Below are 21,422 nucleotides of genomic sequence, written 5' to 3' on the forward strand. Positions count from 1 at the left end.
AGGCTGCCGTTATGAGTAGAAAATTGCGGGGCGTAACCTTCATGCTTTCCGTATTTTTTGCTGCCGTAATCCCTCCGCACTTTATTGGCTGCGGATGCGATAAACTGCTTTTTTTTACCTATTTTTGTTGGCGAAAAACCCGCCCCGGAAGGGTTCCCGTGGCGTTTTTGCCGACTTTGTCGGCAAAGTTAACCATTTTTAACGGAATTTGGTCAAACGAGCGTTAAAATATGCCGCCGCGCTGCTGGCCGCGTCGCTGGCAATACAGATGGTGTTCGGTGCAGGACTGCGCAGCGGTTCGCATGCGCCGCGTTTCGGCATCCTCGGAACCCTCCGCGATTCGCTTCCCGACTCCATCCCCTCCCCCGCAGCGCTTCCGCCGCAGGGCGATGCCTCCTCTCCGGTGCCGCCGGCAGGGCAGGATACCGAAACGGAGAGGGATTCGGTACGGCCGACTGCACCGCAAACTCTCCGCCAGCTCGGGACGGTACGCCAACAGCCGTTGCCGGAGAACTACACCGCCCTCGACTCCATGGTCCTCTTCCCGGACTACATCCCGCCCGAAGAGCGCGGACCGCAGGACACGGCCCGGCACGACTCGGTACGGGTCAACAATTTTCTCGACGACGTGATAAGCGGCAAGAACAAGGACTCGCTCGTGTACCGTCCGAAAGAGAAACTCGTTTACATCTATAACAGCGGCGACGTGACTTACGGCAACATGAACATGCAGGCCGATTTCATGCGCGTAGAACTGGATACCAAACAGATGTATGCCACCGGCGTCAGCGACACCCTCGGCAACAGGACACGGCCCGTATTCGTGGAGGGTGGCTCCACGTTTACGATGGACACCATCCTCTACAACTTCAAATCGGGCAAGGCGAAAATCAAGGGCGTGGCAACGCAGGAGGGCGAAGGCTTTCTGCTGGGCGACGACGTGAAGAAGATGCCGGACAACTCCATCAACATCAGCTCCGGCAAATATACGACCTGCGACCAGACCGACCATCCGCACTTCTACCTCGGTCTCACCAAGGCGAAGGTCATCCCGCAGAAGAAAGTCATCATCGGTCCGGCCTACCTCGTCATGGAGGACGTACCGCTGCCCATTGCCGTTCCCGAAGGCTTTTTCCCCCTCACGCAGGGGCGCAGTTCCGGTATCATCATCCCGAGCTACGGCGAGGAGACCACCCGCGGATTCTTCCTGCGCGACGGCGGTTACTATTGGGCAGCGAGTGAACACATGGACCTGACGCTGCTGGGCAGCATCTACACTTACGGTTCGTGGGAGCTCTCCGCCGAGAGCCGATACGTACAGCGATACAAATACAGCGGCCGGATATCCGGCCGTTACGCCAAGACCGTCATCGGCGAACCGGGCGATGCCAACTACGTGAACTCGCCGAGTTTCCAGTTGCAGTGGACCCACCAGCAGGACCCCAAGTTCAATCCCGGCTCGACCTTTTCCGCCTCGGTGAACTTCGCCACCAGCGGCTTCCGGCAGTACGCCTCCACATCGCTGAACGACTACGTCAGCACCACCACCGAATCGTCCATCTCCTACGGCAAGAGCTGGGCGGGTACCCCCTTCTCCCTGCAAATCAGTATGCGCGCCTCGGTAAACTCCCGCGACTCCACCATACAGCTCACCCTGCCGAGCGCTACGTTCAACATGTCGAAGGTCTTTCCCTTCCGGCGAAAAAATGCCGTAGGCAAACAACGGTGGTACGAGAAGATTTCGGTCTCCTATACCGGTAGCCTCACCAACTCGGTCAAGGCGAAAGAGGACGAACTGCTTTCGCCCGACATCTTCGACAAGATGGTGAACGGCATCCAGCACAAGATTCCCGTATCGACGTCGTTCAACCTGTTCAACTACATCAACGTATCGCCGAGCTTCAACTACAATGCCGTATGGCTCTTCAGAGAGGTGACCCAAGCCTACGACCCCGACGCGGAAAATCACCTGCGCAGGGACACGACCTACGGATTCCACCATCTGAATGACTACAACTTCAACGTGTCGGCCAACACCAAGGTGTACGGGACCTACGATTTCACGCGGTACGAGAAGTTCCCGCTGAAGATGCTCCGTCACACGATAACGCCGACGATAGGCTTCCGTTATACACCGAATTTCGGCTCTCCCACATACGGTTATTGGGAACCCTACCAGACCTCCGAAGACGGCAAGATAGACTACTACTCCCCCTATTCGGGCAACGCCTACAGCGTGCCGAGCCGCAGCAGCCATGCCGCCTCCCTCACCTTCAGCGTCGCCCAGACGCTCGAAGCCAAGGTGGCGAGCAAGCGGGATACCTCCGGCATGAAGAAGGTGAAGATTATCGACAACTTCTCCTTCAGCGGCTCCTACAACTTTCTGGCCGACTCCATGAAGCTCTCCACCATCCCGCTCAGTCTGCGCATGACCATTCCGGGCCTCAAGAACTTCGGTATCAACATCTCGGCCACACTCGACCCGTACGATATCGGCATCGGTGCGAACGGACAGCTCACCCGAATCAACAAACTCATGATAGCCAACGGCAAGGGCCTCGGGCGCATCACGAACGCCTCCACCTCGATAGGCTACACGTTCAATTCCGGCCAGTCCAACCAGACGGGCCAGCCGGCCATCAACAACAGCATCAATACGCAGGCCGACCTGCTCAACCCCTTCTACTTCGACCCGGACAACCCGATAGACCCGCTGCTGAGGCGGCAGATGATGAGCGCCACCTACTACGACTTCTCCATCCCGTGGAACCTGACGTTCAATTACAGCATCAGCTACTCCAACCAGCTCGCCCGGAAGAACATCGTACAGACCTTGAGTTACAGCGGAAGCGTGAACCTGACGCCCAAATGGGGCATTACGCTCACGGGAGGCTTCGACTTCGAAACAGGCAAGCTGACCACCGGCGTCTTCACCCTCACGCGCGACCTGCACTGCTGGCAGATGAGTTTTTCGTGGGTACCGACCGGGGCACGTAAAAGCTGGCAGTTCAACATCAGCGTGAAGGCCGCCGCCCTGCAGGACCTCAAATACGACAAGCACAGCTCCTATCTCGACAACATCGACTGGGGCGAATAGGAAAGGCAGACCGAACGCATACACGTGCTCCCGCCCCCCGAGGAAGGGAGTCCGCCCGGACACGAAAGAAACCATTCAACAATACCAATGAAAAAAACAATCATCATCCCACTCACCATCATGACATTGGCTGCGACAGCATGTCAGCAGGGCGGCTCCTCGGAAGAGAACCCGCTCCTGACGACGCCGGCAACGCCCTACGGCGCACCGCAATTCGACAAAATCAAAACGGAACATTACGAACCCGCCTTCGACGTAGCCCTGGCCGAAGCACGGGCCGACATCGAGGCGATAGCCCGAAATCCCGAACCTCCCACGTTCGACAACACCATCGTCGCACTGGAACGCAGCGGAAACCGTCTCAACTCCGTCGCCACCATCTTTTTCGCCCTCCAGAGCGCCGAAACTTCCGATGAAATGGATGCGATAGCCGAACGGCTGCAACCCAAGCTGGTGGAGTACTCCAACGACATCTATCTCGACCCGGTCATCTTCCAGCGAGTGAAGACCGTGTACGACAACCGGGCCGACTACGGGCTCGACATCCAGGACTCCATGCTGCTCGACAGAACCTACAAAAGTTTCGTCCGCGGCGGAGCGGGACTCGATGAAGCAGGCAAGGAACGCTACCGCGCCATTACGAACGAGCTCGCGACCCTGTCACTGAAATTCGAACAGAACGTACTGGCTGCTACCAACGCCTTTACGCTCAACATCCCGGCAGCAGACTCCGCCAAAGTAGCCGAACTGCCCGATTTCGTCCGGGAAAGCATGGCCGACGAAGCGGCCGCACGCGGCGAGGAGGGATGGACCGTAACGCTGCAGATGGCGAGCTACGGTCCCTTCATGACCTACTCCAGCGACCGGGAACTGAAGGAGAAGCTCTGGAGAGCGTACAACACCCGCGGCATCGGCGAAAATGACAACCGCGACATTGCCAAACGCATCGCCGAACTGCGCCTCGAACTGGCCGGACTCTTCGGCTATCCGAACTACGCCGCCTACGTGCTGGAAGAGAAGATGGCCGGCAACGAGGCGACGGTGGATGCCTTCATCGACGAACTGCTGACCGCCACGAAGGGACGGGCGCTCGAAGAGGTTGCCGAACTCCAGCGCTATGCCGTCGCAAGCGGCCTTTACGGGGCCGGATTCGAACTCATGCCGTGGGACTGGAGCTACGTCAGCGAGAAGTACAAGAACGACCGCTATGCCGTCAGCAACGAGGAGATAAAACCCTACCTCGAACTCGAAAGCGTGAAACAGGGCATCTTCTCCCTTGCCGAGAAACTCTACGGCATCACCTTCGTCCCCAACAAGGAGATTCCCGTCTATCACCCCGATGTGGTGGCTTACGAAGTACACGAGGCCGACGGAAGCTTTACGGGCATCATCTACATGGATTTCTTCCCGCGTGCCACCAAACGCGGCGGCGCATGGATGACCAACTACCGGCCGATGTACACCGAAGCCGACGGAACCGAAGTACGCCCGATTGTGACGCTCTGCGGCAACTTCACCAAACCCACCTCCTCGACACCGTCGCTGCTGACCTTCGACGAGTTCGAAACTTTCCTACACGAATTCGGCCACTGTCTCCACGGCCTCTTCGCGGAAGGAAAATACGCATCCCTCACGGGGACGTCCGTGTACCAGGACTTCGTCGAACTGCCCTCGCAGATAATGGAGAACTGGGCGACGCAGAAAGAGTTCCTCGACCTGTTCGCCGTGCACTACAAAAGCGGTGAAAAGATGCCGCAGGAACTCATCGACAAGATAGTAGCCTCCAAAAACTACCTGGCCGCATACGCCAACGTGCGGCAGCTCGGCTTCGCCATGAACGACATGGCATGGCACACCGTTACGGAGCCCGTCACGGTCAGTGTGGAGGAGTTCGAACGCACGGCCACCGCACCGGCCCAGATAACGCCCTACATCAGCGGTACGGCCATGTCGCCTGCCTTCTCTCACATCTTCGGCGGCGGTTATGCGGCAGGCTACTATGGCTACAAATGGGCCGAGGTACTCGAAGCCGACGCCTTCTCTCTCTTCGAGGAGCAGGGCATCTTCAACCGCGACGTCGCCGGCTCGTTCCGCGAGAACATCCTCTCCAAAGGCGGCAGCGAACACCCGATGACACTCTACGTCAGGTTCCGCGGCCACAAGCCCGAAACGAAAGCACTTATCGACAAAATATTGGAATAACCATAACCGGCACTGCCGCACGACATATCGAAGGGCCTGCTTGCAGCAGGCCCTTCGATATTATCGCCCCCTGCCACACGCACAACGGCCATCGGACAGCCGGTCTCCCTGTCTCCGTCGGAAATCGGACGACACCTGGACGGCGCGCATGGAGCTGGCTGCCGAACGAAATGACCGCCATTTCCTCAGGTACGATATCCGCCGGTTCCTCTTGCCGCGGAAACAGCCGGGTATCCGGATGCGAAAAACGCCGGCACCCTCCCGAAACACCTTGCACATTGCCATCGGACAAACCGATTGCCACCTGCCCGCCGAAGCGTTTCATCCGACTCCGGTCTTCAAAGTCATCCGTTTCGACACACAGTCTAGACACAGCCTCTCCCCCAGGTACCCCGCTACTCCCCGCAAAAGCGCGGGCAACACCCCTAATCTGTGAAAACAGATACCCTGCCGAACGGGACGTTTCCATGTTCCCAATAACAAACGGTACGGCGGCAGACAGAGACACCGAAGAAACCGACTCCGGTATCTCCCCTTCCGAAAGACGACGGTATTCGCCGGCCCGACCGCCGGCCCCGCATGACCTGTCGTCCACCGAATAATCCAGCGGCCGCTTTTGGTTTCTCGATTATTTCCGTATATTTGTTTTGACCGAACTGCAACAACTGCGAGCCGGGCTATCGCCGACAACCGCTTTGGTTTTTAAGACATATAATCTTATATTTGTCTGAGTCGAACTATTTCGCAAACATGTATCGGTTCCTTGCACGGCTCGTACATTCAACCTTTAACGAAAAGTATCTTTGAAATACAAAACCTGCATCATTCCGGCTTCCCCGGCCTGTCATGCGCCGTTCGTACCGTTCATTCGGCCACATAACCGAATGACAATCAACAAATCGCATATCCGAGGTTGTGGTTTGATGTAGAATTGAAATAAGAAACAACAGGATTGGATGATGGGAAAAGTAAAGGGAAGTTGTGGTTTGATGTAGAATTGAAATAAGAAACAACGCTGGTCTGTCGGATTACCGTTAGCGTCCAGTTGTGGTTTGATGTAGAATTGAAATAAGAAACAACCTTCGCCCGCCCGAGTAGCCCCCCGCTTGGGTTGTGGTTTGATGTAGAATTGAAATAAGAAACAACGCCGTAGGCGTTGTGGTAGTTCTGCAAGGTGTTGTGGTTTGATGTAGAATTGAAATAAATTTGCCAATACGGGCGGAGGAAAGGTGTGCGGTGTGAAAACAGTAGGGGGACAAACGAGATTTCGCTCCGAAAGCAGACAATATATTCCGAACGGTACAAAGAAATCTCCTGCTTTTCGGAAGGATATATGTCTTAAGTCATCCTGCAAGAGTGTAAGTTTAGTTACCGCAAGCTTCTGTCATATCGAACGTCTCCGACAATACAAACAGATACAAGAACACGTTTGGAGACAAATCTACTGTCAAAACAGACGCCGATACTGAGAAGTCGTTAACGGTGACAGAAAAAGACGCCCCCCCTGCACCTCTTGATATCGAAAAAACTCCGACAGAAACACCACCCAAAAACGACAGAAAATACCGATGCCGAGCAAAAGCCATCAACGGTGACACAAAGAGGACGAACGGCCACAATAGCCAGCACATTCTGGTATCGAAAAAACTACGCAGGCCCCCATCGTCAAACGATAATTAGCCGACACTGAGAAATCATGAGCGCTAACAGAGAAGAAACCAACCGGACACGGAGGCCACACTCATCCCCATCCGCCCGGGCACATCGTCTCAGGCGATGATAAGGCCGTCGCTCATCACTATTTTGCGGTCGCTCATCTCCGCCAAGCCGTCGTCGTGCGTCACGATAACGACCGTCTGTCCCAGCCGGTCGCGCAGCTCGAAAAAGAGCCGGTGAATCTCCTCGCGGTTTTTCGAATCGAGGTTGCCCGAAGGCTCATCGGCCAACAGTACGGAAGGCGAGTTCACCAATGCCCGCGCGATGGCCACCCGCTGCTGCTCCCCTCCGGAGAGTTCGGCAGGTTTGTGGTGCCCCCGACTTCCAAGCCCGAGCATCAGGAGAAGTTCCCGTGCCTGCTTCTCCACCTCCACCCGGTCGCGACGCCCTATATAACCCGGCATGCAGACATTCTCGAAAGCGGTAAACTCGGGAAGCAGGTGGTGGAACTGAAAGACGAATCCTATCCGGCGGTTGCGAAAATCGGAGAGTTCCCGGTCGGAGAGCCTTTCGACCGGAATACCGTCTATGCGTATACGACCGCTGTCGGCCGCACTGAGCGTACCGAGTATCTGGAGCAGCGTAGTCTTGCCCGCACCGCTCGCCCCGACAATACACACCACCTCGCCCCGGCATACGGTCAGCGAAACCCCTTTCAGCACCTCCAGCGAGCCGTAACTTTTATGCACGTCGGCAGCCTCTATCATCCTATATCCGTCCATGTTCCCTGTAGAAATTAAAGAGCCGCACAGCCTCTGCGGCCGGAGCAACATCGTGTACCCGCAATATGTCGGCCCCCTGCCGGAGGCACTCCCAGTTGAGCGCCGTCGTACCATTCAGTGAATCGTCGGGCGTCACGCCGAGCACCTTATAAATCATAGACTTGCGGGAGACACCGGCAAGTACGGGACAACCGAGTTCCGCAATTCCGCCCATTCCGGCAAGCAGTTCGTAATTCTGGGCGGTCGTTTTGGCGAAACCGAAACCGGGGTCGAGCACCACATCGCGTATGCCTGCCCGGCGGGCCGCTTCCAGCCTCCCGGCCAGATACTCCACGACCTCCCGGGTTATGTCGCCGTAAACGGTACGCCCCTGCATGTCGGCGGGCGTGCCCCGCATGTGCATGGCGATGTAGGGTACACCGTAGCGGGCAGCGACCCCCATGATGTCCGCATCGAGCTCACCGGCGGATATGTCGTTCACGATACACGGTCCGAAACGGGAAATCACCCCTTCCGCCACACTCGCCCGGAAAGTATCGACCGAGACCGCCATCTCCGGATGCTCGTTGCGGATGACCTCCACGGCGAGCGACACCCTGCGCAGCTCCTCCGCAGGCGGTACGTCGGCCGCCCCCGACCGCGACGAATAACCGCCCACGTCGATTATCGAAGCGCCCTCGGCAACGGCCTTGTGGACACGTTCCCTGACAGCCCGGACCTCAGGTGTCCGGCTGCCGGCGAAAAACGAATCCGGCGTCACATTGATAATGGCCATCACCACAGGCCGCTGCAGGTCGAGCAGCCGGCTCCCTACTCTTATCGTTTTCATCATGATTGCTGTATAAACCAATCTACCTTTCCATACAGGCCGTTTACCGCCGGCCGACACCAAACCGGGCATCGAGCCGCAATACCTGCTCCCACAGCAGATGCTTTTCGTCATTGAAGATAACATGCCCGGCGAGCGCTTCCCGCTCCGCATCGTTCATCTGACTCCTCATGCGGGCGCGAACCTCTTCCTCCGAACTCCGGTCGCGGCCGACGGCACGTTCCAGACGCAGCCTTTCCGGAGCGGAAACGGTCACTATCTCGTCCACCTCCCGGTCCATCCCGCTCTCAAAAAGCACGGCACTCTCTGCCACGACATATTCCGCACCGAGCTCCCCCGCCCAACGACGGAAATCACTCCGCACGGCAGGATGCACCACCCCGTTCAGGGCCGCCAGGGCCACCGGGCTGCTGAACACCTGCGAAGCAAGGTATCGCCTGTCCAATACGCCGTCGCGGTAACTCGCCGCCCCGAACCGCTCCCGGATAGCGGCGATGAGCGCCGGGTCGGACGACATGAGCCGCTTCGCCCCGGCATCCGAATCGTAAACCGGGACACCCAGCATGGCGAACAGACGGCAGACGGTACTCTTCCCGCTGCCTATTCCCCCCGTCACACCGACCTTGAGCGGAACACGGCGCGTCATAACTCTATCTCGGGAATCGGCCCGACGGAAAGGAACTTGATATCCGTATTGCGTGCCGAGATGGCATTCTGCAGGGAATAGGGCGATATGACCACCCACCCCGGATTGATGGCCGACGGCGATACGTCCAAATCGCTCCAACTGAGTTCCAACGGCTTCCCTTTGGAGTGCCGTTTGGTGAACAGACGCGTTCCCTGCCCCTCGACCATGCAGTTCACTTCAAACACGTGGCCGTCCACATTGACCAGGACGGGTATCTCCGCCTGATAGGTATAGCCCAGTTTGATGGCATACCACAGCGTGAACGACAGCAGGAGCATGACGAGGAAAGGCACGGAGATGAACTTGCGGAGCCGTTTCCACACGGGCGCCCATATCCGTTTCACCCACGCCGTGAAACGCGCCCACCACGGACGCATACGCTCCGTGAAACTCTCCCTCAACACGGCGGGTATCCCCTCCTGCTCTCCGAGCGGTCTGTCGCCGCCCGAATGCTTCTCCGGCGCCGGTGCGCCGGGCTGTATGCCGTTTTCTGCCATTGTCCGAAACCGTTTAAAACCGCAGTCTGCCCGCATCCCCAAGGGAATGCTTCCGGCAGGAAAGGCATGCGACTCTCCGAAACGCCGCTTTGCCAGATACAAAAATAGTAAGAAGACCGGAATAAACGCCCTCCTCCGCACCATTTTATTCATACCGAAACACCCTGCGTCCCGCATCTTCCGCAGGAAAGGCTCTCCGGGGCAGCACGGCCCGGCAATCCGCTCCGGAAAACGCCCTGCACCGCTCCCGGCCGTCCGACAGGACGGAGCTGCCAGTCTCCGTGAACAGACCGCTCTCCCGAAATACAGCGAGGCCGCGGTCACCCGCAGCCTCGCCTATCGTTTTCCCTCCGCGTGCAAACTACTTCTTTCCGGCCGCTTTCTCGGCGGCATAACGTTCGTTCAGCACGACGAGCACCTCTTCGGTGATATCCATTGCGGGGTCGGCATGGAGAATGGGCCCCGACGCGGTCGTACTGATTATCATGGAGTATTTGTAATCTGCATTGTACTCCTTCAGATAATCCATGACCGCATAGTATATCCGGTTGTTCATCACCTGCTCCTCTTCGGCGAGTTCGCCCATCATCCGGTCGCGCGTAGCCAGCAGTTCCTGTTGCTGTTGCATCAGTTTCTGCTGCATCTCCTCGGCGGTAGCCCGCGTAACGAGCCCCTTCTGTATCTTGTCCTGCGCCTCCAGCATATCCTTCTCCAACTGCTGGGATTTGGCGTTAAGCTCGCGTTCGGCCTTGTTGGCCTTGGCCTGGAAGGCATTGCTCAAATCCTGGGCAAGCAGATAATCCAGCATCAGCGAATCTATCTGGATATAAGCCACATTGGGTCTTTCGCTCCGTACTTCGACCGCCGCTGCCGCCTCCGGTTCCTGACCGGTCGCCGCAGGAGCCTGCTGCCCGCCGTTCCGGCAAGCGGTAAAAGCCAGCAGCACCGCTGCCGCCACAACTATTTTTCTCATCGCGTATGGTTTTATTTTCGTTCGTTACGGAGAGCAAATATATGAATTTTCTCTATGTTTGCATTACGCAATCCACAAAATCGTCAGGAACCATGTACGACTACATACAGGGCGAAGTCACGGAGCTGACGCCTGCCTACGCCGTCGTCGAGGCGGGAGGCGTGGGCTACTACCTCGTCATTTCGCTTCAAACCTATGCCGAACTGGAACATCTCTCCTCAGCCCGCGTATATACCCATTTCGCGGTACGCGAAGACGCACAGACGCTGTACGGCTTCGCCACACGCGAGGAACGCGAGGTTTTCCGGCTGCTGGTCAGCGTCTCGGGTGTCGGGGGAAACACAGCTCGCATGATACTCTCCACCTACTCTCCGGCGGAGCTGGCCAACATTCTGGCAACCGAAAACGCCGTACTGCTCAAGAACGTCAAGGGGCTCGGTCTGAAAACGGCCCAGAAAATCATCGTCGAGCTGAAAGACAAGGCGACCGGACTGGGCAGTACCGGAACGGGCTCGCCCGCGCAGACCACCGCAGCCGGAACGGACGAAACCCGCACCGAAGCGACAGCGGCTCTCACGATGCTGGGATTCGGCAAGGCGGCTTCCGAAAAAGCCGTACAATCCATCCTGAAGGAGACCCCCTCCGCAGGGGTGGAGGAGGTCATACGCCTCGCACTCAAGAAACTGTAACCGAACGGACTTCAAAACGACAGACCATGAACATGAAAGGACTCATCGCAGCAACGCTCGTCGTCATCGTCCCCGCCTCCCTGCACGCGCAGGAGCCGCTCATCCCGCAAAACTTCCTGCAAACCGCCCCGGAAGCCTATTACCATTACGAGCCAAACGTTTTGGAGTGCGTCGAATGGCTGACGGAAACCCCTCTCGAAGCCGACAGTTTCGACCGCCGGACAATCGGCAAATTCATCGACACCTGGCTTCGAGAGACACCGAGTATCCGGATAAGCCTCGACCCGACACTCACCGCGTTCCTCGACGACGCCAAATACTTCGAGGAACAGATGACCGTTTATACAGGCGGGTATGCAGCCGGATTACTCGAACTGAAAAGCGAAAACGGCACGCTCGGCAAAATGACGCTCTCTCCGCGCGGTCTGTCGGACGAAGACCGGACCGCAGGGGCCACGCGGGCCATCGAATATTCGATAGCGTTTTACGACCGGAACCGCGACCTGCTGGGACGGAACGGAAAACTCGAACGACTCAAAAAGATGCAGGAAAAGGGTACGCTCCGCCAATACGTCGAAGCGAACCTCTACCGCCCGGACGACAAATAACCCGGCACTCGCCGCATCCGACGGTACCGGATACGTAACGGAGTTCCGGCCCGGCACCGAAGCGGACGATAAAAGGCGGCACCCCTGTATGGGGTGCCGCCTTCCTTTTCAAGTTCTTCCGGGCCAGGGCGATTCGGGAACGTCCGCGAAAACGGGGACAACCGCTCCGGCGACGCACCTTCGCGGGTCATCGGACCCTACCGGCCTCGCCGGAACCCGTTACAGCGCCTGTATCGAGGTGACCTCCACCCCGGGGGCTATCTTACCCACAAGGCCCTGAAGTACCTTGCCGGGACCGAGTTCGGTGAAAGAAGCGGCACCGTCGGCCACCATGTTGCGCACGATTTGCGTCCAGCGCACCGGCGCGGTGAGCTGTGCGATGAGGTTCGCCTTGATTTCAGCCGGGTCGGTATGCGGCAGCGCATCCACATTCTGGTAAACGGGACAGGACGGAGCCACGATAACCGCCTCCTCGATGGCACGGCTGAGCTCCTCGCGGGCCGGCTCCATGAGCGGCGAATGGAACGCACCGCCCACGGCGAGTTTCATCGCCCGTTTCGCACCCGCGGCCTTGAGCGCCTCGCACGCCCGCTCCACACTCTCGTTGGAACCCGATATGACGAGCTGGCCGGGGCAGTTGTAGTTGGCCGGCACCACCACGCCCTCGGTTTCTGCGCATATCCGCTCTACCGTCTCGTCGGGCAGGGCAAGCACGGCAGCCATGGTCGAAGGATTGATTTCACAGGCACGCTGCATGGCGAGCGCACGTTTGGAGACCAGCTTCAGCCCCTCCTCGAAGCTGAGCGCACCGGTAGCCACCAGCGCACTGAATTCGCCGAGCGAATGTCCCGCAGCCATGTCGGGCACGAACGCCGCACCGAGGCTCTTGGCCAGAATGACCGAATGGAGGAAAATGGCCGGCTGCGTCACCCGCGTCTGTTTCAGCTCCTCGTCCGTACCGGCGAACATGATGTCCGTAATGCGGAAACCGAGTATCTCGTTGGCTCGCTCGAACAGCTCCTTCGCCTCGGGAATGTTGTCGTAAAGGTCTTTACCCATGCCCACGAACTGGGCCCCCTGTCCGGGGAAAACGAATGCCTTTTTCATTGCATATTGTGTGTTAGATTGATAACAGCGTTACGGGACAAAAATAGTCAAAATAATCCATACCGCTGCACATCGTCCGCTGCTGCCGGGCAACAAACAGCATAACAGCATCTTAACAAAAACAAAAAGAAGACGATTAGGAATTGAGGCGAATTTTTGCTAAAATTGCAAGCTGATTCCATAATTTACATGTATTCTTCCCCGACAGGAGGCCAAACCTTCGCAACATGCTGACAGCCATCGTATCCATCCTATACTACCTCGTCCTGCTGGCGTGGTCGCTCGCCTACTTCGTCTTCATGCTCCTGCTTTTCGCGCTCACCGTGGCGTTCGACCGGGAACGGAAGGCGCTCCATGCGGCGTCGCGTTTCTGGGCACGGAGCATTTTCTTCCTGAACCCGCTCTGGCGGCTCCGCGTGGAAGGAAGGGAACACATCGACCCGAAAGGCGCCTACGTGGTGACGGTCAATCACCAATCCATGGTGGACATCCCGCTGATGTACGTGCTGCCGAAGATTAACTTTAAATGGGTGGCCAAAAGCGGCGTCTACAAATGGCCGCTGTTCGGGGTGGTGCTGTGGCTGCACGGCGACATCACGGTGGACGACAGGGGCTCGGTACGCAAGACGCTCGGATTCATGTCCAAAGGACTCGAACACCTGCACCGCGGCACCTCGGTCATCATCTTCCCGGAGGGCTCGCGCAGCCGCGACGGGGAGGTGCACAACTTCAAGGAGGGTGCTTTCCTGCTCGCGCGGGAGGCGGGAGTTCCCATCCTGCCGTGTGTCATCGACGGAGCCAAAACGTTCATCAAGGGATGGCGGGTACGGTGCAACACCTTCACCGTGCGCATCACCCCGCCCGTACCCGCCGGAAAGGTGGCGGAGACCCCCGTCCGGGAGGTACTCGCCGAAGTACGGGAACGGACCGTCAGCGAACTGGCCGCCATCCGCGGCCGGGAGAAGAAAACCGAAAAGGAGCGATAACCATTCATGGCAGAGAACCGGAATACCAACGCATCGACTTACAACGACGACAGCATCCAGACGCTGGCATGGAACGAACACATCCGGCAGCGACCGGGCATGTACGTGGGCCGCTTCGGCGACGGCAGCCAGTCCGACGACGGCATGTACGTGCTCATCAAGGAGGTGATGGACAACTCCATCGACGAATACATGATGGGGCACGGCAAAACCATCGAGGTGACCATCGAGGGACGCCGCGTCACCATCCGCGATTACGGACGCGGCATACCGCTCAACAAACTCGCCGATGCGGTATCGAAGATGAACACCGGCGGCAAGTTCGAGGACAGCACCACGTTCCGCAAGTCGGTCGGACTGAACGGCGTCGGCGTAAAGGCGGTGAACGCCCTCTCCAGCGAATTCACCGTCCGCAGCGTGCGCGACGGCCAGGCCCGCACGGTCAGCTTCTCGCGCGGCTACGAGCTCTCGGACCGCTGGGAGGAGGGGGTGCAGGAAAAAAACGGTCTGTGGGTGAGCTTCGTCCCCGACGACGACGAAAAGATATTCGGCAACTACGCCTACAACTACGAGTTCGTGGAACCCATGTTCCGCCGCTATACCTATCTCAATCCGGGGCTGACGGTGAAGTTCAACGGCAAGGCCTTTCTTTCGAAGAACGGTCTGCTCGACCTGCTCAACGACAACCTTTCCGAGGAGCCGCTCTACCCGCCCATCCACCTGACGGGCGAGGACATCGAGGTAGTCATCACCCACGGCAGCGGCTACGGCGAAACCTACTACTCGTTCGTGAACGGCCAGTACACCACACTGGGAGGCACTCACCAGGCGGCTTTCCGGGAGGCGGTGGCGAAAACCGTCAAGGAGTTCTACAAGAAAGACTACGACCCGGCCGACGTGCGCACCTCCATCATCGCGGCGCTCAGCATCAAGGTCGAAAATCCCATGTTCGAGAACCAGCCCAAGACCAAGTTCGGCTCGAAGGACGTGGCCGAGGGAGGCCCATCGGTGCGCAATTTCATCATGGATTTCGTCAAGGAGCGGCTGGACGACTACCTGCACATGCACCCCGAGACGGCCGATGCGCTGGGCAAGAAGGTGGCCTCCAACGAGAAGGAACGCAAGGCCATATCGGGCGTCCAGAAGAAGGCGCGCGAAATGGCCAAGAAGGTGAGCCTCAACAACAAGAAACTGCGCGACTGCAAGATACACCTGAGCGACGAAAAGAACGACCGCCGGTTCGACACCATGATTTTCATTACGGAAGGCAACTCGGCGAGCGGTTCCATCACCGCCAGCCGTGACGTACAGACGCAGGCGGTCTTCTCGCTCCGCGGCAAGCCCCTCAACAGCTTCGGACTGACCAAGCGGGTGGTCTACGAGAACGAGGAGTTCAACCTGCTCCAGGCGGCGCTCAACATCGAGGAGGACATCGGCAACCTGCGATACAACAAGGTCATCATCGCCACCGATGCCGACGTGGACGGCATGCACATCCGGATGCTCATCATGACCTTTTTCCTGCAGTTCTTTCCGGACGTGATACGCAACAACCACCTTTTCGTGCTGCAAACCCCGCTGTTCCGGGTGCGCAACAAGAAGGAGACAATCTACTGCTACAACGAAGAGGAGCGGCAGCGGGCGGTGAACCGGCTCGGCCCGAACCCCGAAATCACGCGATTTAAGGGACTCGGCGAAATATCCGCCGACGAATTCAAGGAGTTCATCGGCGAGAACATGCGGCTGGAACAGGTGCGGCTGACGAAAGAGGACCCGATACACGACATGCTCGAGTTCTACATGGGCAAGAACACCTCGGACCGGCAGGAGTTCATCATCAACAACCTGCGCATAGAGGCCGACTACATCGACGAGCTGATATAATCCGCACGAAGGGCGGAAAGAGAGGGCTGCCGGCAGCCGAATTGCGAAAAAAATGCCGGCGAACCTTTTCCGGCACGGTTTTTACTTGTTATTGCGAAGAGCGGCACCGATGCCGCGACTTACGGACAACTTTAAAAACCACGGTTATGAACGGAAAAGAACTGGACAGGAAGTACAAAGGCGACTTCCCCAACGAATGTGTAGCGGAAAAGGCGGATACGGAACGCCTGATGAACGAAACAGGGCCGCTGGACGGGACAAAAGAGGCGACGGAGGATTTCCGCCGGGACGAGAACGGGCTCTCCGACATGGAGAATCCCAACAAGACGGGCTCCCCGGACATCTCCCGGAAGCGATAACATCCCTCCTTCGCCCGCGGAAACATAACGAAAGCCTGCGGCGGTCCGGCTGCCGCAGGCCAACCAAGATACGATGAGCGAAGAGAGAAGGAACAAGGAACGGGCGGCAACGGACCCGGAAGAGGAAGGAACGGCGGCGGCCGGCAGTACGGACGATACGGACGAAGAGGGCAACGCCGCAGGTTTCGGAGAAGAGACCGACGGAACGGATGCCGGCGACGACGGAATGACGGACGCGGACGATACGGACGCCGTGCCGGAGAGCCGAGGCCGGATGTCCGAAAAATACGTGCGCCTCACGGAAACGGGTACGGCCCGCTACCGTCTGACGGGCATGTACAAGGACTGGTTTCTGGACTATGCGTCGTACGTGATACTGGAACGGGCCGTACCCCATGTGGAGGACGGCCTCAAACCTGTACACCGGCGCATTCTGCATGCCATGCGCAAAATCGACGACGGACGCTACAACAAGGTGGCGAACATCATCGGCCAGACGATGCAGTACCACCCCCACGGCGACGCCTCCATCGGCGACGCCCTCGTGCAGCTCGGCCAGAAGGAGTTGCTCATCGACACGCAGGGCAACTGGGGCAACATCCTCACGGGCGACATGGCCGCCGCGCCGCGTTACATCGAGGCCCGGCTCAGCAAGTTCGCCCTCGACGTGGTGTTTAATCCCAAGACCACGGAGTGGATGCTCTCCTATGACGGCCGCAACCAGGAACCCGTCACGCTGCCCGTGAAGTTCCCGCTGCTGTTGGCGCAGGGGGTAGAGGGTATCGCGGTGGGCCTCGCCTCGAAAATCCTGCCGCACAACTTCAACGAACTCATCGACGCCTCCGTAGCCTGTCTGCGGGGCGAACCGTTCACGCTCTATCCCGACTTCCAGACGGGGGGCCTCATCGACGTGTCGCGCTACAACGACGGACTGCGCGGCGGCGTAGTGAAGGTGCGCGCACGCATCTCCAAAATCGACAAGCGCACGCTCGCCATTACCGAAATCCCCTACGGCACCACAACCGAGTCCATCAAGGAGTCCATCATCAAGGCCAACGAAAAGGGAAAAATCAAGATACGGAAAGTGGACGACAACACCGCCGAAAAGGTGGAAATCATCGTCCACGTAAGCGCCGACGAATCGGCCGACAAGACCATCGACGCGCTCTATGCCTTCACCGACTGCGAAGTCTCCATATCGCCCAACTCGTGCGTCATCTCCGACGAGAAGCCGCACTTCATCGGCGTCAGCGAAATCCTGCGCCGGAGCGCCGAACGCACCAAACATCTGCTGGGCACCGAGCTGCGCATCCGCCTCGGGGAGCTCGACGAGGAGTGGCACATGGCCTCCCTCGAACGCATCTTCATCGAGAACAAAATCTACCAGGCTATCGAAGGCAAGAAATCGCGCGAAGAGGCTTACGAGGCGGTGGACGAACGGCTCGCACCTTTCAAGAAACTGCTGCGCCGCGAAGTGACGCACGAGGACGTGGTAAAGCTTACCGAGCTGCGGTTCATCCGCATCTCGAAATACGACTCCGCCAAGGCCGACAACCAGATAAAGGGCATCGAGGAGGAGACGGAGCGTGTCCGCCACGACCTCGAACACCTGACCGACTACGCCGTCGCCTGGTACGGCCGGATAAAGGAGAAGTACGGCAAGGGACGCGAACGGCGCACCGAACTGCGGGAGTTCGACAGCATCGAGGCGGCGAAAGTGGTCGTCGCCAACGCCAAACTCTACGTGGACCGCGAAGGGGGCTTTTTCGGCATCGGCAACGCCATGAAGAAGGACGAATACGTCTGCGACTGTTCCGACATCGACGAGGTAATCGTCTTCACCCAGGCAGGCAACTATCTGGTGACGAAGGTGAGCGACAAGGCCTTCTATGCCCCCGGCATCCAGTACATCGGGGTCTTCAAGCGCAACGACGAACGGACGATTTACAACGTCCTCTACCGCGACGGCGAGAAGGGCCCCATCATGATGAAGCGCTGCGCCATCAAGGGCGTCACGCGCGACCGCGAATACGCCATCACCAAAGGCACGCCCGGCAGCCGCATCCTCTACATGAGCGTGAATCCCAACGGAGAGGCCGAGGTACTCAAAATCATGTTCAAACAGCGTACACGACTGAAAAAGGCCATCGTGGACCTCGACTTCAGCAAGCTCGCCATCAAGGGGCGCAGCTCGCAGGGCAATCTCTTCTCACGCTACGCCATCCACAAGATACAGGTGAAAGAGCGAGGCGCCTCCACCCTCGCCGGACAGAACATCTGGTTCGACGAGGACGTGATGCGGCTCAATACCGACGGCCGCGGACGCCTGCTGGGCGAGTTCCAGGGCGACGACAAAATCATCGTCTTCACGTCCAAAGGCCAGTATTATACCACCGGATACGACACCGGCCACCACTTCCCGGAAGATACCATCCGGGTGGAGAAGTACGCACCCGACCGGATATACAGCGTCGCATACTACGACGCCGACAGCCGTTACTATTACCTGAAGCGTTTCGCTGCCGAAGCGAGCGACAACCGTATGCAGTCCTTCATCGACGACTCCAACCCCCGCTCGCGGATGACAGCCCTGTCGGCCGACCGCTATCCGCAGCTGGAAATCACCTACGGCGGCGCCCACCGTACGCGTCCCGCCGACCTGGTGGACGTGGAGCAGTTCATCGGCGTCAAGAGCCACCGGGCGAAGGGAAAACGGCTCACCACCTACGACGTGGCGTCGCTCCGCTTTACCGAACCGCTCCGACCCGACCCCGACGAGACATCCGCAGGCAACGGGAACGGAGAGGCAGATGGCACAGCGAATGACCTGCCGGACACGCCGGCCCCATCGCCGGAAAGCGGTGACCAGAAAAACGATGCATCCCAAAACGGGGAGCAGCCGGAGGTTCCAGATGCCGCAGGCCGGACGACGGAGCCGACGACCCCCGACCCCGACGGCGATGACGGGGAACAGGATGCCCTGCAGAACGGCAACCGGAGTATCCGCCGCACCACCGTAACGGCGGTCGACGACGACCTCATCATCGAACGGCCGGAGGAGGAGGACGAAACCCGCAACCCCGACATCCAACAGCTTGACCTTTTCTGACCGAAGCACACCATACGATGACCATTTATCTCACAGGCTTCATGGGATGCGGCAAAAGCTCGACGGGCCGGCGCGTGGCACGGGCCCTCGGATACACTTTCGCCGATACCGACTGTCTGGTGGAGGAGACTGCCGGGAAGAGCATCGCCCGCATCTTCGCCGAGGAGGGGGAAACGGTGTTCCGGCAACTGGAGACGGAAGCGCTCGCCGCCATTCCGCAGGAAGGGAATACCGTCGTAGCCACGGGCGGCGGCCTGCCGTGCAGCGAACGCAACCTGTCGCTCATGCGGCAGCGGGGCCGCATCGTCTATCTCGCCTCCTCTCAGGAACGTCTGGTGCATATTCTGCTCGCTTGCCGCCGCGACCGGCGCCCCCGGATAGCGGGACTCGACGAGGCCGGCATCCGAGAGTATGTCCGCACCGCCCTCGCCCAACGGGAAAGCTACTATGCGCAGGCCGACCGGACGGTTATCTGCGACGGCATGGACAGCCGGCATATCGTCGACGAAATCATCGCCTACATCCGCTCGCTGGAGGAGCTTCAATAACCGCCCCTCTCCGCACCGAAAAGAGATACGCCGATACGGCGCTCCGCGCGAACTGCCGAATCGCAGCCACCGTTTCACAGCCCCGACCCGGTGCCGGACACCTACCGCAGAAAACCCGTCACCATCCGGGCCGTAACCGCCGCAGACGACCGTCCGGGAGTGCCGGGCAAACACACCGCTTCCCCGACGAAAACGACAACGCTGTCAACGCTGTGCACTCCTCGTCGCCCTGCGCATCTGCCGGACTCACAACTCCCGCCACCCCATACAAATAACATCAGGTACAACACCACGGCATCGTACCTGCCGCGCACCGTCAGATGACAAATACCTCTCCGGCCACGCAGCCAACGCCTGCGCAGTATGCCACGCTGTCATAATTAAGATAGCCGGAGGACGACAATCCCCGCTGCCGGCCTTTCAAAATCATGCCGTCAATCGTCAGGCCGCCCGCCCGCACAACGCCCCGTCTCCGCAAAGCGTCCGCCGCATACGCCGAGACCCGACAGAAGGAACGAATACCCCGCCCGGCCACCGTAACGCAAGCGAGCGGGACAACGGCCGTCCTTTCCCGACGGCATGCAACGACCGCCGTTTTCCCGGTACCACGCACGCATAAAATCCCTACCTTTGTACCGTATGGACAATTCCCCAATAGGTGTTTTCGATTCAGGCATGGGCGGCCTCTCCGTCTGGCGGGAGCTGCGCAAAGCCCTGCCGGAGGAGTCGGTCGTCTACTACGGCGACGGGGCACACTGCCCCTACGGCGAAAAGCCCGCCGAAGAGGTGTCCGGCTATATCGACGATGCCGTGCGCACGCTGCTCGGCGCAGGAACCAAACTTATCGTACTGGCCTGCAATACGGCCACGATGATAGCCGTCAAACGGCTGCGGGCAGCCTATCCCGTTCCCTTCGTCGGGATGGAGCCGGCCATCAAGCCGGCCGCGGCCACCACCCGCAGCGGCATCATCGGGGTGCTCGCCACACGCGCTTCGCTGGGAAGCGACTGGTTCGGCGAACTGAGCGGCAAATACGCCGCCGGCGTCCGGATACTGCCTGCCGTAGGCGAGGGGTTCGTGGAAGCGGTCGAAAGAGGCGAGGAAAACACGCCCGCCGTCCGACAACTCGTACACCGGGCCGTCGCGCCGCTGGTAGAAGCGGGCGCCGACCGCATCGTGCTCGGCTGCACCCATTATCCTTTTCTGGCCGAGGTCATCGCAGACGAGGCCGGCGCCGCAATCGAAATCATCGACCCCGCACCGGCCATCGCCCGACGAACCGCATCGCTGCTCGACCGCCATGGACTGCGGGCCGAAAGAGGACATGTCCCGGTCTATACCTTTCTTTCGGCCGCAGGAGTTCCCTATGCCGAACGGCTCCGGGAACGGGCTTCCCGACTCTGACACC

Annotated in this window: 16 protein-coding genes; 10 read left to right on the forward strand and 6 right to left on the reverse strand. The window is 59.0% G+C overall.

Annotated features, from left to right (window positions below):
• The first annotated feature begins 208 nt into the window (after nt 1-208).
• Together BQ5361_RS06840 and BQ5361_RS06845 are read left to right on the forward strand one after the other, a co-directional pair.
• Nucleotides 209-3,097 (forward strand): putative LPS assembly protein LptD, encoded by a 2,889-nt coding sequence (locus tag BQ5361_RS06840; protein WP_035472195.1) that lies wholly within the window; start codon nt 209-211, stop codon nt 3,095-3,097.
• A gap of 87 nt (nt 3,098-3,184) precedes the next feature.
• Nucleotides 3,185-5,299 (forward strand): M3 family metallopeptidase, encoded by a 2,115-nt coding sequence (locus tag BQ5361_RS06845; RefSeq protein ID WP_022064019.1) that lies wholly within the window; start codon nt 3,185-3,187, stop codon nt 5,297-5,299.
• Between the two features lie 1,769 nt (nt 5,300-7,068).
• On the opposite strand, the gene BQ5361_RS06855 is transcribed toward BQ5361_RS06845, so the two are convergent.
• From BQ5361_RS06855 to BQ5361_RS06875, 5 genes are all read right to left on the reverse strand, one after another.
• The gene (locus BQ5361_RS06855) at nt 7,069-7,722 is read right to left on the reverse strand and encodes an ABC transporter ATP-binding protein (RefSeq protein WP_022064017.1); all 654 of its coding nucleotides are present in this window, start codon (nt 7,720-7,722) and stop codon (nt 7,069-7,071) included.
• Between the two features lies 1 nt (nt 7,723).
• A complete protein-coding gene (gene folP, locus BQ5361_RS06860; RefSeq protein ID WP_257526197.1) occupies nt 7,724-8,566 on the reverse strand; it encodes a dihydropteroate synthase in 843 nt (280 codons plus the stop codon).
• A gap of 43 nt (nt 8,567-8,609) precedes the next feature.
• Nucleotides 8,610-9,212 (reverse strand): dephospho-CoA kinase, encoded by a 603-nt coding sequence (gene coaE / locus BQ5361_RS06865; protein WP_035472192.1) that lies wholly within the window; start codon nt 9,210-9,212, stop codon nt 8,610-8,612.
• Nucleotides 9,209-9,751 (reverse strand): hypothetical protein, encoded by a 543-nt coding sequence (locus BQ5361_RS10405; protein WP_022064014.1) that lies wholly within the window; start codon nt 9,749-9,751, stop codon nt 9,209-9,211. Before BQ5361_RS10405 ends, coaE begins: the two co-directional genes overlap by 4 nt.
• A gap of 361 nt (nt 9,752-10,112) precedes the next feature.
• Nucleotides 10,113-10,724: an OmpH/Skp family outer membrane protein gene (locus BQ5361_RS06875; RefSeq protein WP_035472189.1), complete on the reverse strand. Its 612-nt coding sequence runs from the start codon at nt 10,722-10,724 to the stop codon at nt 10,113-10,115.
• Between the two features lie 92 nt (nt 10,725-10,816).
• On the opposite strand from BQ5361_RS06875, the gene ruvA reads away from it, so the two are divergent.
• Entirely contained in the window at nt 10,817-11,413 is a 597-nt protein-coding gene (ruvA, locus tag BQ5361_RS06880; RefSeq protein ID WP_035472186.1) for a Holliday junction branch migration protein RuvA, read from the forward strand.
• A gap of 26 nt (nt 11,414-11,439) precedes the next feature.
• Nucleotides 11,440-12,021, forward strand: a complete 582-nt coding sequence (locus tag BQ5361_RS06885) for a hypothetical protein (RefSeq protein ID WP_035472183.1) — start codon at nt 11,440-11,442, stop codon at nt 12,019-12,021.
• A gap of 219 nt (nt 12,022-12,240) precedes the next feature.
• Here BQ5361_RS06885 and fabD read toward each other — a convergent pair whose 3' ends face one another.
• Nucleotides 12,241-13,128 (reverse strand): ACP S-malonyltransferase, encoded by an 888-nt coding sequence (fabD, locus tag BQ5361_RS06890; RefSeq protein ID WP_022064010.1) that lies wholly within the window; start codon nt 13,126-13,128, stop codon nt 12,241-12,243.
• A gap of 227 nt (nt 13,129-13,355) precedes the next feature.
• Here fabD and BQ5361_RS06895 point away from each other — a divergent pair, with 227 nt between their 5' ends.
• From BQ5361_RS06895 to murI, 6 genes are all read left to right on the forward strand, one after another.
• Nucleotides 13,356-14,114 carry a lysophospholipid acyltransferase family protein gene (locus BQ5361_RS06895; protein WP_052130985.1) on the forward strand — a complete coding sequence of 253 codons (759 nt, stop codon included), beginning with the start codon at nt 13,356-13,358 and terminating at the stop codon, nt 14,112-14,114.
• Between the two features lie 6 nt (nt 14,115-14,120).
• Nucleotides 14,121-15,998 (forward strand): DNA topoisomerase IV subunit B, encoded by a 1,878-nt coding sequence (locus tag BQ5361_RS06900; protein ID WP_035472180.1) that lies wholly within the window; start codon nt 14,121-14,123, stop codon nt 15,996-15,998.
• 146 nt (nt 15,999-16,144) lie between these two features.
• Nucleotides 16,145-16,357 carry a hypothetical protein gene (locus BQ5361_RS06905; RefSeq protein WP_022064007.1) on the forward strand — a complete coding sequence of 71 codons (213 nt, stop codon included), beginning with the start codon at nt 16,145-16,147 and terminating at the stop codon, nt 16,355-16,357.
• Nucleotides 16,358-16,430: 73 nt separating this feature from the next.
• On the forward strand, nt 16,431-19,466 hold the full coding sequence (locus BQ5361_RS06910; RefSeq protein WP_081976783.1) for a DNA gyrase/topoisomerase IV subunit A: 3,036 nt from the start codon (nt 16,431-16,433) through the stop codon (nt 19,464-19,466).
• Nucleotides 19,467-19,483: 17 nt separating this feature from the next.
• A complete protein-coding gene (locus BQ5361_RS06915) occupies nt 19,484-20,014 on the forward strand; it encodes a shikimate kinase (protein ID WP_035472177.1) in 531 nt (176 codons plus the stop codon).
• A gap of 639 nt (nt 20,015-20,653) precedes the next feature.
• A complete protein-coding gene (gene murI, locus BQ5361_RS06920) occupies nt 20,654-21,418 on the forward strand; it encodes a glutamate racemase (RefSeq protein ID WP_035472174.1) in 765 nt (254 codons plus the stop codon).
• The last annotated feature ends 4 nt before the right edge of the window (nt 21,419-21,422 follow it).

Source organism: Tidjanibacter massiliensis (assembly GCF_900104605.1).
Lineage (GTDB): Bacteria > Bacteroidota > Bacteroidia > Bacteroidales > Rikenellaceae > Tidjanibacter > Tidjanibacter inops.